This is a genomic window from Candidatus Sphingomonas phytovorans, assembly GCA_029202385.1.
GTDB classification, from domain to species: domain Bacteria; phylum Pseudomonadota; class Alphaproteobacteria; order Sphingomonadales; family Sphingomonadaceae; genus Sphingomonas; species Sphingomonas phytovorans.
Window position 1 is genome coordinate 4,810,067 of the sequence record CP119314.1, and the last position, 14,071, is coordinate 4,824,137.

The 14,071-nt window shown below is 66.2% G+C and carries 13 protein-coding genes; 5 read left to right on the forward strand and 8 right to left on the reverse strand.

The annotated features are described in order from the left end of the window. Positions 1 to 8: 8 nt before the first annotated feature. The 5 genes from hpnE to P0Y59_22120 are packed head-to-tail and all read right to left on the reverse strand — an operon-like array spanning position 9 to position 5,056. Complete coding sequence (gene hpnE, locus P0Y59_22100; GenBank protein ID WEJ99568.1) at positions 9 to 1,265, reverse strand: hydroxysqualene dehydroxylase HpnE; 1,257 nt, start codon at positions 1,263 to 1,265, stop codon at positions 9 to 11. Beyond that, positions 1,250 to 2,089, reverse strand: a complete 840-nt coding sequence (hpnD, locus tag P0Y59_22105) for a presqualene diphosphate synthase HpnD (GenBank protein ID WEJ99569.1) — start codon at positions 2,087 to 2,089, stop codon at positions 1,250 to 1,252. The genes hpnE and hpnD overlap by 16 nt, the downstream gene beginning before the upstream one ends. Further along, positions 2,086 to 2,925 (reverse strand): squalene synthase HpnC, encoded by an 840-nt coding sequence (hpnC, locus tag P0Y59_22110; GenBank protein WEJ99570.1) that lies wholly within the window; start codon positions 2,923 to 2,925, stop codon positions 2,086 to 2,088. Before hpnC ends, hpnD begins: the two co-directional genes overlap by 4 nt. After that, positions 2,925 to 4,058, reverse strand: a complete 1,134-nt coding sequence (locus P0Y59_22115; GenBank protein WEJ99571.1) for a glycosyltransferase — start codon at positions 4,056 to 4,058, stop codon at positions 2,925 to 2,927. Before P0Y59_22115 ends, hpnC begins: the two co-directional genes overlap by 1 nt. Next, on the reverse strand, positions 4,055 to 5,056 hold the full coding sequence (locus P0Y59_22120; GenBank protein ID WEJ99572.1) for an NAD-dependent epimerase/dehydratase family protein: 1,002 nt from the start codon (positions 5,054 to 5,056) through the stop codon (positions 4,055 to 4,057). Before P0Y59_22120 ends, P0Y59_22115 begins: the two co-directional genes overlap by 4 nt. A gap of 250 nt (positions 5,057 to 5,306) precedes the next feature. Here P0Y59_22120 and hpnI point away from each other — a divergent pair, with 250 nt between their 5' ends. From hpnI to P0Y59_22145, 5 genes are all read left to right on the forward strand, one after another. After that, a complete protein-coding gene (gene hpnI / locus P0Y59_22125) occupies positions 5,307 to 6,461 on the forward strand; it encodes a bacteriohopanetetrol glucosamine biosynthesis glycosyltransferase HpnI (GenBank protein WEJ99573.1) in 1,155 nt (384 codons plus the stop codon). Continuing rightward, positions 6,458 to 7,903, forward strand: coding sequence for a hopanoid biosynthesis associated radical SAM protein HpnJ (gene hpnJ / locus P0Y59_22130; GenBank protein WEJ99574.1), 1,446 nt, complete (start codon positions 6,458 to 6,460; stop codon positions 7,901 to 7,903). Before hpnI ends, hpnJ begins: the two co-directional genes overlap by 4 nt. A gap of 112 nt (positions 7,904 to 8,015) precedes the next feature. Then, positions 8,016 to 8,849 carry a hopanoid biosynthesis-associated protein HpnK gene (gene hpnK / locus P0Y59_22135; protein WEJ99575.1) on the forward strand — a complete coding sequence of 278 codons (834 nt, stop codon included), beginning with the start codon at positions 8,016 to 8,018 and terminating at the stop codon, positions 8,847 to 8,849. Positions 8,850 to 8,859: 10 nt separating this feature from the next. Then, complete coding sequence (locus P0Y59_22140) at positions 8,860 to 9,765, forward strand: ferritin-like domain-containing protein (GenBank protein ID WEJ99576.1); 906 nt, start codon at positions 8,860 to 8,862, stop codon at positions 9,763 to 9,765. A gap of 20 nt (positions 9,766 to 9,785) precedes the next feature. After that, positions 9,786 to 10,751, forward strand: coding sequence for a lysylphosphatidylglycerol synthase domain-containing protein (locus P0Y59_22145; GenBank protein WEJ99577.1), 966 nt, complete (start codon positions 9,786 to 9,788; stop codon positions 10,749 to 10,751). A 116-nt stretch (positions 10,752 to 10,867) separates the two neighbouring features. Here P0Y59_22145 and P0Y59_22150 read toward each other — a convergent pair whose 3' ends face one another. Genes P0Y59_22150 through P0Y59_22160 form a run of 3 tightly spaced genes read right to left on the reverse strand, consistent with a single transcriptional unit; the run spans position 10,868 to position 13,985 of the window. Next, positions 10,868 to 11,875, reverse strand: coding sequence for an aldo/keto reductase (locus P0Y59_22150; GenBank protein ID WEJ99578.1), 1,008 nt, complete (start codon positions 11,873 to 11,875; stop codon positions 10,868 to 10,870). A 2-nt stretch (positions 11,876 to 11,877) separates the two neighbouring features. Beyond that, on the reverse strand, positions 11,878 to 13,047 hold the full coding sequence (gene pobA / locus P0Y59_22155; protein ID WEJ99579.1) for a 4-hydroxybenzoate 3-monooxygenase: 1,170 nt from the start codon (positions 13,045 to 13,047) through the stop codon (positions 11,878 to 11,880). Beyond that, a complete protein-coding gene (locus P0Y59_22160) occupies positions 13,044 to 13,985 on the reverse strand; it encodes a Gfo/Idh/MocA family oxidoreductase (GenBank protein ID WEJ99580.1) in 942 nt (313 codons plus the stop codon). Before P0Y59_22160 ends, pobA begins: the two co-directional genes overlap by 4 nt. Positions 13,986 to 14,071 lie beyond the last annotated feature (86 nt).

Consider the following 14,071-nt stretch of genomic DNA (forward strand, 5'->3'; position numbering starts at 1 on the left):
GCGCCCTCCTAACGCGCGAGCGCGAGGCGCGCCACGGTTTCTCCCGACCGCAGGGCGCCCTCGATCGTGGCGGGCAGCCCGGTGTCGGTCCAGTCGCCCGCCAGGAACAGGTTGCGCCAGCGCGTCGCGGCGGACGGGCGCTTGGCATTCTGCTCCGGCGTCGCGGCGAAGGTCGCGCGCTTCTCCTTCACGATCTGCCAGGTCGGCATCGGCGCTTCGATCGCCAGCGCGGCGCAGACGTCGGCCCAGAACGTCCGCGCCAGCGTCTCGCGATCAAGGTCGACAAGCCGTTCCGCGGCGCTGACCGTCACCGAGAGGCGGTCGGGAAAGGCGAACAGCCATTCGGCGGTGCCGCCGAACAGGCCGAGCATCGCCGGCGCATCAGCGGGCGCGGGCAGAGCGAAATGGCCGTTGACGATGGCGCGGAAATCGTCGGGGGCCTGAAGGTTTGGCACCAGCGCGGTAGCGACCCAGGGCGGCACGGCGAGAATGACGGCTTCGTCCGCAGCGACCGGCTCCATGCCCGCGCCCCAGTCAAGGCCGGTCACCCGGTCGCCATCGAACGCGACCGTGCGAAGCCGGCGGCCCAGCGCTACCGCGCTTCCCCGTTCATCGAGCCAGGCAAGGGCAGGATCGATAAAGGCGGCGGCCAGGCTCGGTTCCGCAATGCGGGGGCGCATGGCGCGGCCACCCTTTGCGATCGTTTCGCGCAGGATATTGGCGGTGAGCATCGTCGACGATTCGCCGGGGGCGGTGTTGAGCGCCGCGAGCAGCACGGGCTCAAGCAGTTTCGACCAGGCCGGTCCGCTGGTGGCGATGCGCTGGTCGATCCGGCCTTCGCGGTGCGACAGCAATCTGGCGAGAGGCAGATAGTCGGCGATCCCGCTGCCCGGTACGCGGCGGGCTGGTGCGGCGATCCACCAGGGAAGGGGGCCGTCGTTGATGCGTACCGTCCAACGCCTGGCTGTCGTCAGGTCCTGGAAGGTGAAATCGGCGTGCTCGGGCCCGGCCAGCGGTGTGGTCGCACCCACGGCCGAGCGGAAACGCGCCACCGCGGGATTGCCGGACAGAACGAGATGATTGCCGTTGTCGATCGTCAGGCCGAGCTGAGGATCGTGATAGGAGCGGCACCGTCCGCCCGCCTGCGCAGCCGAATCGGCGATAGAGACAGCGATGCCGGCTTTGCGCAGCGCGACCGCGGCGGAAAGCCCCGCCAGCCCCGCTCCGGCAATCGTCGCCCGGGTAAAGGTCAACGCGTCAGCCACAGCCGCGCGACAGTCAGGAGGAGTGCCAGCTTTGACACCTTTACCCGGCGACGCGGCGGCTTCCAGCCGATCGCCTCAGTCTGTTTCAGCACCTTGGCGTACGCTGCCTCCATCAGGCGCGGTGCGATCAGGTGGCCGCGCGGGCGGGTCGCGAGCAGCGCATGCGCCTTGCGATAATGGTCATGCGCCGTTGCAGCGACCGCCCGGCAGACGGCATCGATCCGGGGATCACCGACGACGTCCACGGGAGTGGTAAAGGGAATGCCGGCCGCGGCGATCTCCTCGGCGGGCAGATAGACCCGGCCGATACCCGCATCCTCGTCCACGTCGCGCAGGATGTTGGTCAATTGCAGCGCGCGGCCGAGATGATAGGCCAGCGCGATTCCGGGCGCTTCGTCCATGCCGAAGATCCGTACCGACAGGCGCCCGACCGCCGAGGCGACCCGGTCGCAATAGAGATCGAGCTCGGCCATGGGCGGCCAGCGGATGTCGCGATCGACATCCATCGCCATGCCGTCGATCACCGCCTCGAAGTCGGCGCGATCGAGCCTGAAGCGCTCGACGGCATCGGCGACCAGCACCGCCTGGCCGGGCGGACCACCGGCATAGAGCGAATCGAGATCGGCGCGCCAGGCATCGAGCGCCCTGGCCCGGCCTTCGCGATCGCCCTGCTGGTCGTCGGCGATATCGTCGACCAGCCGGCAAAAGCCGTAGATCGCGTACATCGCCTCGCGCTCGGCCTTGGGCAGCACGCGCATTCCGGCATAGAAGGAACTGCCCGAAACCTGCTGCTGCAGGGCGGCCGGGGTCGAATCGGGATTCATGCCGCGCGCCTGAACAGGCTGCCGACGGCGGCACCGGTGGCCAGGAAGGCGGCTTCCCAGGATTTGTGATGCACCCGCTCGCTGAGCGGATCGCGCGTCTCCAGCCGGCCGCACAGGCTGACGGCAAGGCGGTGGATGATCGCTACCTCGGCCGCGAGGCGGCGATCGGCGATCGTCGCGGCAAAGCCGGCTGAGGTGCCGAGCAGGATCCGGGTCTTGCCCACGAGCGAGACGATCGCGGCCCGCAATGCCGGCGTGGCGCGATCGGCGCTCAGATCTTCGATCCGCGCGCCGGTTTCGGCGAAGGTCTCGGCCGGGATATAGACGCGGTCGAGCGTGCGGTAGTCCTTGGCGCAATCCTGAAGGTGATTGATCACCTGCAATGCGGCGCAAAGCGCGTCGGAGACTGGCCAGGTGGCGCGATCCTCCCCATGCACGTCAAGCACGTAACGCCCAGCCGGCATCGCCGAGAGGCGGCAATAGCCCATCAGCCCATCCCAATCCTCGTACCGCGTGACCGTCACGTCGCGTTCGAATGCGCCGAGCAGGTCATGCGCATGAACCGGATCGAGCCGGTAATCGGCCATGACTGTGCGCAGCGCGAGCGCTTCGGCGCTACCCTCCGCCTTGCCATCGAGACCGGCGCGCATGCGGCCAAGCTGGGCGAGCTTCTCCGCCGCCGGCAGCGTCTCGTGATCCGAGATGTCGTCGGCCACGCGGGCGAAACGATAAAAGGCCATCACCGGTGCGCGGTGTTCGGATTTGAGCAGGACCGAGGCGACCGGGAAATTCTCGTCACGATGTCCCTTGCCCGAGGCGAGGTCGGCCGCTTCCATCAAAGCGTCCCCGTCGCCTGCGCGCGGCCTTTCCACATTCCACCACGTCCTCGCATATGCTGCCATGCCGATAGCAAGGTGCAGCCGGCGTAGAAAGCCGCGATCAACGGAAGGGCAATTCCCCAGAGCGGGGACCGGCGATAGAAGCGCAACATCGGCTGGAACGAGATCGCCATCAGTAGCCACGCGGTCGCCCCGGCGATCTGAGCCCAGCCGGTGCCGGCCAGCGCCAGCACCGGGGGGGCGCCATAGACCAGGGCCAGGCCGATCAGCGTGCCGAGCAGCATCAGCGGCGAATAGCCGAGCTGGGCATAGGCCGAGCGCGAGATCATCGCCGCGATCACCCCGGTATCGTCATAAGCGCGGATGCTGCGCGAGCGATGAGTGAGGCCGAGCCAGATCGGACCCTGTTTCTTCAGCAGGGCGCCAAGCGTGCAATCGTCGATCAGGGCGGTGCGGATCGCGGCGATACCGCCCGCCGCCGCCAGCGCGTCGCGTCGCACCAGCATGCAGCCGCCGGCCGCGGCGCCGGGGCCGTTCGGGCGATTCACGCGGCCGAACGGGTAGAGCATCTGGAAGAAGAACACGAAGGCCGGGATCAGCGCCCGCTCCGCCAGGCTGGTGCAGCGCAGTTCCGCCATCAGCGACACCAAAGTGAGGTGGCCCGCCTCGCCCCGTGCGACGAGGGTGCGAAGCGTGTCGGGTTCATGCGCGATATCGGCATCGGTAAGCCATAGATAATGTGGAACAGGGCCGGCATGCTCGACTCCCTGCGCCACCGCCCAGAGCTTTCCGGTCCAGTCCGGGGCGAGTTGCCGGCCGGTCACGATGTCGAGAGGATGGGCTCCGCTGGTGGCGCGGGCGATGTCGGCGGTGCCGTCGCTGCTCGAATCGTCGACCAGGATCACATGGAAACGGCCAGGATAGTCCTGCGCGCGCAGGCTGGCGATCGCTCGGCCGATCACCTCGGCCTCGTCGCGGGCGGGGACGATGGCGACCACGTCGGGCCATTCAGCGGGATCGCGCGGCTGGTCGTTCGTGTCGCGTTCGCGCGCCAGCCAGAAGCCGCCATGGGCGAGGACCAGGCCGAGCCAGATGACGAGGCTCACGCCACCGAGGGCGAGCGCAATCACCGGATCATTCCCGCATTCCTGAACCACCCGATCGCGTCGGTCAGCGCCTGTTCCCAGGGGCGGGCGTGATATCCCAGTTCAGCCTCGGCCTTGGCCGAGGTGAAGAACATGTGGTGCTTCGCCATCTTCAGCCCGTCGACCGTGAGGAACGGGTCCTTGCCGGTCAGCCGCGCCAGCGCTTCATTGGCATAGGCCAGCGGGAAGAGCGGCGCGCGCGGCAGGCTGATCGTGGGCGGGCGGCGCTTCATGATCCCGGCGATGACGGCCAGCATATCGGCCAGGCGCACGTCCCGGCCGCCAAGGATATAGCGCTCGCCGATCCGGCCCCGGTCCAGCGCGAGGAGATGGCCTGTGGCGACATCGTCGACATGGACCAGGTTGAGGCCGCTATCGAGATAGGCCGGCATCTTGCCGTTCGCCGCCTCGACGATGATCCGCCCGGTTGGCGTCGGCCGCACGTCGCGGGGGCCGATCGGGGTGGAGGGGTTGACGATCACCGCCGGCAAGTCGCGTTCGGCGACCATTCGCTCGACCAGCCGTTCGGCCACGACTTTGCTGCGCTTATACGCGCCGACCGCCTGTTCCGGGGTGGCCGCGCGGGTTTCGTCGGCCGGACCGGTGGGATCGGGCTTCAGCGTCGCCACGCTGCTCGTATAGACCAGCCGCTCGACCCCAGCGGCAAGTGCCGCCTCCATCACGGCGCGCGTGCTGGCAAGATTGTTGCGGACGATCTCCTCGGGGTCGGGAGCCCAGATCCGGTAATCGGCGGCGACATGGAACAGATGTCTCACCCCGCGCATCGCCTCGGCCATCGCTGCGGGATCGCGCGCATCGCCTTCCACGAGCGTGCCGGGAAAATCGGCAAGATTGGCGCGCGGGCTGGTCGCGCGGACGAGACCCCGGACCTGCCGCCCTTGTGCAGCAAGCGCGCGCGCCACCGCCGATCCGACGAAACCCGATACGCCGGTGACCAGCACCGTACCTGAATCCTGGTTCACCCCGCCTCCGCATCCTTCGATCGCGCGCTCTACACAGGATGGGCCGGGGGCGATAGGGAGGCGCGATGCGGGATGTGATTAGTCGGTCGTACTGCTCATTCCCTCTCTCCCTGTGGGAGAGGGGGGGAGGAGCGCAGCGACGGAAGGGTGAGGGGGACATTCGCGCGCGTTTTGAGCCTCACTCCCCATCATTCGGCGCGTCGCGCCACCTTCTTCCGCAAGGGGAAAAGGATTTGCAGAGTTCATCTGAATGATCGCGTTCGTGATCCTCGGTTGGGCTTTGCTGGGCCTCGGCATCATCGGCACTTTCTACATGATCGCCGCCACGATCGTGTTCCGGCGTTTCATGGCGTCGCGAACCGCATCATCGCCTCGCGCCGAAGCGGTGACCCTGCTCAAGCCACTCCACGGCGCCGAACCACGCCTGCTCGAAAACCTGGCGAGCTTCCTCGTGCAGGATCATGCCGGTCCGGTCCAGCTCCTCTGCGGCGTGCAGGCACATGACGACCCGGCCATCGCCGTGGTCGAGGCTCTGCGCACCCGATATCCGCATATCGCGGTAGATTTGGTGATCGACCCTGCGAATCATGGCGCGAATCGCAAGATTTCCAATCTCATCAACATGATGGGCAAGGTCCGACATCCGATCCTGGTGCTGAGCGATAGCGATATGGTCGCTGAGCCGGACTATCTCTCCCGGGTCCTGGCCGCGCTCGACGTGGCGGGTGTCGGCGCCGTGACCTGCCTGTATCGCGGGCGCGGCGATGCGGGCTTCTGGTCGCGGCTCGGCGCCGCGGGGCTCAGCTACCAGTTCCTGCCCGGGGCCGTGTTCGGCGTCGCGATGGGGTTGGCCCGGCCGTGCATGGGCTCGACCATCGCGATGCGGCGCGAAACGCTCGATCGGATTGGTGGTTTCGAACGCTTCGCCGACGTGCTGGCCGATGACTATGCGATCGGCGAGGCGGTTCATGCGCTCGGGCAGAAGGTCGCGGTACCGCCGATGCTCGTCACCCATGCTTCGGCCGAGCGAAGCTTTGCCGAGCTGTGGCGGCACGAACTGCGGTGGGGCGCGACGGTGCGTGGTGTGGTGCCGGGCGCTTATGTCGGATCGGTGGTCGGCATGCCCTTCCCGCTCGCCTTGCTGGGGGCAGCCTTGGTCCCGGCCCATCCGGTCGGGCTTGCCATTGCCCTGTCGGCGCTGTTTGCCCGCATCGCGATCGCCCGTTTCGTCGACCGCGCGGCTGGTGTAACGACGGCGCCATGGTGGCTTCTACCGATGCGCGATTGCCTCACCGTCGCTATATTCGTCGCAAGCTTCTTCGTCGCGTCGGTTGATTGGCGCGGACAACGGCTTAAAATGGAAGATGACGGCCGCGTTTCGGCCGATCCGGAGATTTCCGCATGATGCGTACCTTGTTTCTGCAGGCCCCTTCGTTCGACGGTTACGACGGCGGCGCCGGCGCGCGCTATCAGATGAAGCGCGAGGTGAAGTCCTTCTGGTACCCCACCTGGCTCGCCCAGCCGGCGGCGATGGTCGAGGGTTCGAAGCTGATCGACGCGCCCGCGCATGACCAGAGCTGGGACGATATCAAGCACGAGTTCGACGATCGCGACCTCGTCATCCTCCACACCTCGACGCCAAGCTTCGGCCAAGACATCCGTACCGCCGCGCTGATCAAGGAGCGCAACCCGAAGATCCTGATCGGCTTCGTCGGCGCGAAAGTCGCGGTCGAGCCCGACAAGAGCCTTGCCGCGACGCCGCACGTCGATTTCGTCGCGCGCGAGGAATATGATTTCACGATCCTCGAGATTTCCCAGGGCGCACCGCTTGCGACCGTCGACGGCATCACTTGGCGCGCACCCGACGGCGCGTTCGTGCGCAACAAGGATCGCGCGGTCATCGAGGACATGGACGTCCTCCCGATGGTCTCGCCGGTCTACAAGCGCGACCTGACCATCAACAAATATTTCGGCGGCTACCTCCTCCATCCCTATGTCAGCTTCTACACCGGTCGCGGCTGCAAGAGCCGCTGCACCTTCTGCCTGTGGCCGCAGACGATCAGCGGCCATAATTACCGCTTCCGCTCGGTCCCCAAGGTGATCGAGGAGGTGCAGTACATCCTGGAGAACATCCCCGAGACCAAGGAGATCTTCTTCGACGACGATACGCTGACCGACAACCACGACCGCGTCGAGGAACTGGCGATCGCGCTCGGCAAGCTCGGTTTCGGCAAGAAGGGCTTTCCCGTGTCGTGGAGCTGCAACGCCAAGGCCAACGTCCCGCGCAAGACGCTTGAGGTGCTGAAGGCCAACGGCCTGCGCCTGCTGCTCGTCGGTTACGAGAGCGGCAACCAGCAGATCCTGCACAACATCAAGAAGGGCCTGCGCACTGACGTGGCGCGGCAGTTCACCAAGGATTGCCACCAGCTCGGCGTGGTCATCCACGGCACCTTCATCCTCGGCCTGCCCGGGGAGACCGAAGAGACGATCGAGGAAACGATCAACTACGCCAAGGAGATCGATCCGCACACCATCCAGGTCTCGCTGGCGGCGCCCTATCCCGGTACCTTCCTGTACAAGCAGGCGACCGAGAATGGCTGGTTCGACAACAGCAACGATCTGTTGACCGACGGCGGCAACCAGATCGCGCAGCTCAGCTATCCGCATCTGCCCGCAAGCGTGATCTTCGACAAGGTCGAGGAATTCTACAAACGCTTCTATTTCCGTCCGTCCAAGATCTGGTCGATCGTGTCGGAGATGCTGCGCGACTGGAACATGATGAAGCGCCGCCTGCGCGAGGGTGTGGAATTTTTCGACTTCTTGCGCCGGCGCAAGGAAGCGGCGTGACCTTTCTCCCTCTCCCCTCCGGGGAGAGGGTAGGGGAGAGGGGCAGTCCTAAGCGCTGCCGCTCGTTGCTGCTCCTCTCCCAACCCTCTCCCCTGAGGGGAGAGGGCTTGTGGTGAAGCGCCTCGTCGTGACCTCCGACGATTTCGGTGCTGCCATCGCGGTCAACGAAGCCGTGGAGCAGGCCCATTGTAACGGCATCCTGACTGCCGCCAGCCTGATGGTCTCGGGCGCTGCCGCCGCAGACGCGGTTGCGCGGGCGAGGACGATGCCGAAGCTCGGTGTCGGCCTGCATGTCGTTCTCGTGGAGGGCAGGCCCACGCTCCCGCCCGGGCAGGTGTCGGAACTGGTCGACGCGACCGGACATTTCCGCACCGACATGGTTCGCGCTGGCATTACCATCTTCGCTAATCCGACCGCGCGCCGGCAGCTTCTCGCTGAGGTGGAGGCGCAGTTCGCTGCGTTCGCCGCGACCGGCCTGAGGCTTGATCACGTCAACGCGCACAAGCATTTCCACCTGCACCCGACCATTGCCTCCGCGATCCTGAAGACTGGCAAGCGCTACGGCATGAAATCGGTCCGCGCCCCGATCGAGCCGCGCGACGTCCTCGAGAAGATCGAACCCGGCGCTGGCGGCGTCGATATTGCCAGGCTCTGGGCACTGCTCGTCCGGCGTCGCATGCGCGCTGCTGGAATGTGCGTGCCCGATCAGGTGTTCGGCCTCGCCTGGTCCGGGGCGATGGATGCGGCGCGGGTTCGTGGGCTGATCGAGCATCTTCCGGACGGCCTGACGGAAATCTACACGCACCCGGCCACTGACGATCACTATCCGACGCACGCACCGGGCTACGCATACCGGGACGAACTGGCGGCGTTGACCGACCCTCTTGCACGCGAGGCCGTGGTGCGCGAGAGGATCATGCTGGGGGGCTTCACCGACTTCGCTTGAGACCAGTGCCATGAATATCGCCAACGGCTTCCGCCACTTCGCCCAGCCCGAGCCAGTCCCCGCCGGCCCGATCCGCCTTGGGAGCGCCGCGCACCGGGCGCTGTTCTGCCAGACCATGCTCGACACGCATGATCCCTATCGCCCCGCGCTGATCGACTGGCCAAAGCTCGATCCCGAGACACGCGACAAGATCGTCTCGCTGCCGATCTGGGACATCGCCGTCGCCACCGAGGGCCGGGCCGGCATGAACGTGAAGACCTTTGGTGAAGGGATCGCCGACCCGCTGCTCAAGGCGGCGGTCGACATGAACGGGTTCGAGGAGAGCAGGCACAAGATCGTGCTTGCCGACATGGTCCAGGCGTACGGCATCGAGCTCGCGCCCGAGGCAGAATATAAGCGCCCGCGCGACCCGGAATTCGCTTTCATGCGCACCGGCTATTCGGAATGCATCGACAGCTTTTTCGGTTTCGGCCTGTTCAAGCTGGCCAAGGATTCCGGTTTCTTTCCGGAAGAGCTGGTCGACACCTTCGAGCCGGTGATGCGCGAGGAGGGGCGGCACATCCTGTTCTTCGTCAACTGGGTCGCCTGGTGGCGCCGCAACATGCCCTGGTGGCGCCGACCGCTGTTCGAGGCAAAGGTGCTGATCGTCTGGATGTTCCTGATCGGCGAGCGGATCAGCATGGCCAAGGGCATGGGTGACGACAATACCAAGGCGCAGGAGAACAACTTTACCCTCAACGGCTCGAAGGAGCTGGGGGTCGAGGTGACTTTTCCGGAGCTCGCCCGGATTTGCCTTGCCGAGAATGACCGGCGTCTGGCACCTTATGACGATCGACTGATCCGGCCGCGTTTCGTGCCGGCGATGATGCGTCTCGCGCTGCGTTTCGCGGGTGGACGCAAGGGAGGCATCGCCTGAAGAATTTCGCACGCGCGGGCATGCTGCTCGCGACACTGGCTGGGTTGGCTGCCGCGGTCTGGGCCTTTGGCTCGATCGGGCTCGGCAGCGTGCTGGCGGTCGCGGGACGGATCGGGATCGACGGATTCCTGATCTTCTGCGCCTTTTCGATCGGTACCTTCTTCATTCTCGGCGGCGCCTGGCTGGCGGCGGCGCCCGGGGAGCCGCTCGACCGGATCGGCCTGTTCGCCTGGGCGCGGGCGGTGCGGGAGGCGGTATCGGATCTGCTGCCCTTTTCACAGATCGGTGGCATCGTCGTCGGTACGCGGACTTTGACGTCCGCCGGTATCCCGGCATCCCGGGTCTACGCGTCGTTCGTGGTCGACATGACGACTGAAATGGGCGCCCAGCTCGTCTTCACCCTGTTCGGTCTTGCCATGATGGTCACCCTGCTCGCCGGTGGTGGCGAAGCGGCGGCGCTTCGTCCGCTCATCCTGGGGGGCACCGGGGTGATGATCGCGGGGATGGTGATGTTCTTCTTCGCGCAGCGCCCCGCGCTCGGCCTGGCGGGGCGGGTCGCCCAGCATTTCCTGCCCGGGTCGGTCGTCGCCATGACCGGGATCACCGACGCGTTGCGGGAGACCTATTCGCGCCGCAGGCGCGTCGCGCTTGCCTTCGCGCTCAATTTGCTGGGGTGGATCGCCAGTGGAATCGGCGGTTGGATCGTGCTGCTGATGATGGGGGCGGATATCTCGATCTGGTCGGCGCTTTCGATCGAGAGCCTGATCTTCACGCTGAGGAGCGTTGCGTTCGCCGTGCCGGGCGCGATCGGGGTTCAGGAGGCTGCCTATGCGCTCGCTGCCCCGCTGTTCGGCCTGCCGCCGGAAACGGCGCTTGCGCTGTCCCTGGCCAAGCGTGCCCGCGACCTGGCGATCGGTTTGCCGACGTTGATCCTCTGGCAGGTCGGCGAGATGCGAGCGGTCGTGCTTGCGTCCCGAAGGGGGTAGCCGGCACCGGGCGCGGAATTTTGCTGCCGATATTGGTACCGCGGCGTCAGTCCAGCTCCAGGTGAAGTGCTCCTTCGGTTACGCCTCATATGCCTGGATTGCGGGACTGGTCCTGATCAGGCGAGTTCCTCGCCGGGAAGCAGTTCGGTGCTGACCTGAGCCTGCAACGGCGCCGCATATCGCGCGCCCCGGATCGTCCCGGGGGCGAAGATCGCATCGATCCGCGCGATCGTCTCTCCGCTCAGGGTGACCGATGTTGCCTTCACATCCTCTTCGAGATGCGCTGGATCGCGCGTGCCGGGAATCGCGACGACATGCTCGCCGCGTGCCAGGACCCAGGCAAGGGCAAGCTGGGCCGGGGTCAGCCCGATCTCGGCGGCGAGCGCGTCGAACGCTGCGACCGCCTGGAGATTGTGCGAGAGATTGGGTTCGACGAAGCGCGGCATATAGCTGCGGATGTCGCCCGTCGCGTAGCGGTCGTTGTTGATCGCGCCGGCGAGCAGGCCGCGGGCGACTGGCGAAAAGGCGACGAAGGCAATGCCGAGATCGCGACAGGTTTCGAGCACCGCCACTTCGGGATTGCGCACGATCGGGGAATATTCGGTCTGGACCGCCGCGATCGGATGGACCGCCTGGGCGCGACGGATGGTTTCGGCGCTCATTTCCGACAGGCCGATCGCGCCGATCTTGCCCGCCTCTTTCAGGCGGGCGAGCGCACCGACTGAGTCCTCGATCGGCACGGTCCTGTCGGGGCGGTGCAGATAGACCAGGTCGATATGGTCAGTGCGCAGCCGGGCAAGCGAGCATTCGACCGACCGGGTGATTGCTTCGGGCGAGCCGTCGAGCACGCGTTTGCCGTCGATCACCTCGAGCACGCATTTGCTCGCCAGGGTGAATTCGGCCTTGCGGTGCATGATCGCGCCGGCGATCAGTTCCTCGTTACGCCCGGCACCATAAAGCGCGGCGGTATCGATCAGGGTGACGCCCAGATCGAGCGCGCGGTTCAGCAGGCGCGCGCCGTCTTCCGCCGAGGGCGCGATGTCATAGGCATGGCTCAGGCCCATCGCGCCGAGGCCGATGGCGGAGACGGAGAAGGGGCCGATCCGGCGGATGGGCAGGGTCATGGTTACAGCGGCAGTCCCACATAATTTTCGGCGATCGCGGTCTGCATTGCCTCGGACGAGGCGACATAGTCCAGCTCCGCGATCTGCATGCGGTGTTCGAACGGGCCATCTTCCGGGAAACGGTGCATCAGCTTGGTCAGATACCAGCTGAACCGCTCGGCCTTCCAGATGCGGGCGAGCGCCTTCGCCTGATAGCCCTTCAGCCCGGCTTCATCATTGCGCCGATAATGGGCGATCAGCGCGTCGGAGAGATAGGCGACATCGGAGGCGGCGAGATTCAGGCCCTTGGCGCCGGTCGGCGGCACGATGTGCGCTGAATCCCCCGCGAGGAAGAGGCGGCCATGGCGCATCGGCTCGAACACATAGGAGCGTAAGGGGGCGATCGAGACTTCAAGCGCCGGCCCGCGTGTGACGCCCCGGCTTGAGATCGGGTCGAAGCGCAGCGCGAGTTCGTCCCACAGTCGCTCCTCGGGCCAGTCCTCGACCGTGTCGGTCAGCGGTACCTGGACATAATAGCGGCTGCGCGTCGCCGAACGCATCGAGGCGAGCGCGAAGCCGCGTTGGCTGTTCGAATAGATCAGCTCGTGATGACAGGGCGGCACATCGGCCAGGATGCCGAGCCAGCCGAACGGATATTCGCGCTCGAATTCGCGGGCGACCGACGCGGGGAAAGCCTTGCGCGAGGGGCCGTGGAAACCGTCGCAGCCGGCGATGAAGTCGGCGTCGAGGCGCTGGGCCACGCCGTCTTTCGACCAGGTAACGAAAGGGGTGTCGCTATCGACGTCGTACAGCCCGACGTCTTTCGCCTCGAAGACGATCTCCAGTCCGCGCCCCGGCGCGGCGGCGATGAGGTCGCGGGTCAGCTCGGTCTGGCCGTAAACCATGACATGCTTGCCAGTGAGGCGGGTGATATCGACTCGGATCAGCCGCTCGCCATCGGCGAGGTTGAAGCCCGCCTCGATCAGCCCCTCGGCGTTCATCCGCTCGTCCACGTCGAGGCGGCGCATCAGGCCTGTCGTCATGGTTTCGAGGACGCCGGCGCGGATGCGGCTTTCGACATGGTCGCGCGTCTGGCGTTCGAGGATGACGCAGTCGATCCCTTCGGCGCGGAGCAGATGGCCGAGCAACAGGCCGGCCGGACCAGCGCCGATGATCGCGACCCGGGTCTTCACGCCTGGAGTTGCCGCTCGAGCGAGTCGAGCACGCGATAGCAGGGCAGCACCTGCGCGACCGAGCTGTTGGGCTCGCGGCCTTCGCGGATCGCGGCGACGAATTCGCGGTCCTGCAACTCGATGCCGTTCATCGAGACAGCGACCTTCGAGACGTCGATCGCCTCTTCCCTGCCGGTGAACAGATCGTCGTAGCGGGCGATATAGGTGGCGGTGTCGCCGATATAGCGGAAGAAGGTGCCGAGCGGCCCGTCATTGTTGAAGCTGAGCGAGAGGGTGCAGATCGCGCCGCTTTCCGCCTTCAGCTGAATCGACATGTCCATCGCGATGCCGAGTTCGGGATGGATCGGCCCTTCGATGGCGTTGGCCTTGACGATCGGCCCGGCCTGCCAGGCGAACAGATCGACGGTATGCGCGGCGTGGTGCCAGAGCAGATGGTCGGTCCAACTCCGCGCCTCGCCCTTGGCGTTCATGTTCTTGCGGCGGAAGAAATAGGTCTGCACGTCCATCTGCTGGACGGCGAAGTCGCCCGCCTCGATCCGGTTATGGATGAACTGGTGGCTCGGGTTGAAGCGGCGCGTGTGGCCGACCATGCAGGTCAGGCCGGTCTCCCGCTGCTTCGCCAGCACCGCCTCGGCATCGGCCAGGCTGTCGGCCAGCGGGATCTCGACCTGGACGTGCTTGCCGGCGTTCATGCACTGGATCGCCTGGTCGGCGTGCATCTGAGTCGGGGTACAGAGGATCACCGCATCGACATCGTCGCGCGCGAGGCTGTCGGCGAGATTGGTCGTGGCGTGGGCGATGCCGTATTTGTCGGCAATCGCCCGGGTGGGTTCCAGACGACGGCCGACAAGGGATACGACCTCGACGCCGTCGATCAGCTTGAGGCCGTCGAGGTGTTTTTCACCGAATGCGCCGGCACCGGCCAGGGCGATCTTCATGGGCTTTTCCTTCTTCACCCCTCCCGCTTGCGGGAGGGGCAGGGGTGGGCGCCCGCTATCCGCGAGCGATGTCTTTGGAGGAGAGC